Source organism: Psychrobacter sp. CAL346-MNA-CIBAN-0220 (genome assembly GCF_040309805.1).
GTDB lineage: Bacteria > Pseudomonadota > Gammaproteobacteria > Pseudomonadales > Moraxellaceae > Psychrobacter.
Genome location: NZ_JBEOPF010000356.1, coordinates 1 through 266, shown reverse-complemented (window position 1 = coordinate 266; position 266 = coordinate 1). Strand labels below are relative to the sequence as shown.

The following is a 266-nucleotide window of genomic DNA, read 5'->3' as shown; positions in this document are numbered from 1 at the left end:
AAGTCATACTGGCTGAAGAAACCAGTACCATTACTGCCAATGGCAATGTCATTGCTAAAAAGGTTTCAAGCAATTATCCTCAAGATATTGAAACAAACCCGCCCGCTGAGACTGAAAGTTTGGATACGGTTGGACTGACGCAAAGAGAAGCAGAGGTATTGGAAAGTGTCGGCGTGACTCAGGCAGATATTGAAAAATATACGCCGCTAAGCTTAGCATATGATCTTGATAAAAACAGTGAACGCGGTACATGGACAGTCAGAGCC

1 pseudogene is annotated in these 266 nt (G+C 43.6%); it reads left to right on the top strand.

What is annotated here, in order from left to right:
- Positions 1-266 (top strand): annotated as a pseudogene (locus AAEY88_RS13965) (phospholipase); the annotation flags it as partial.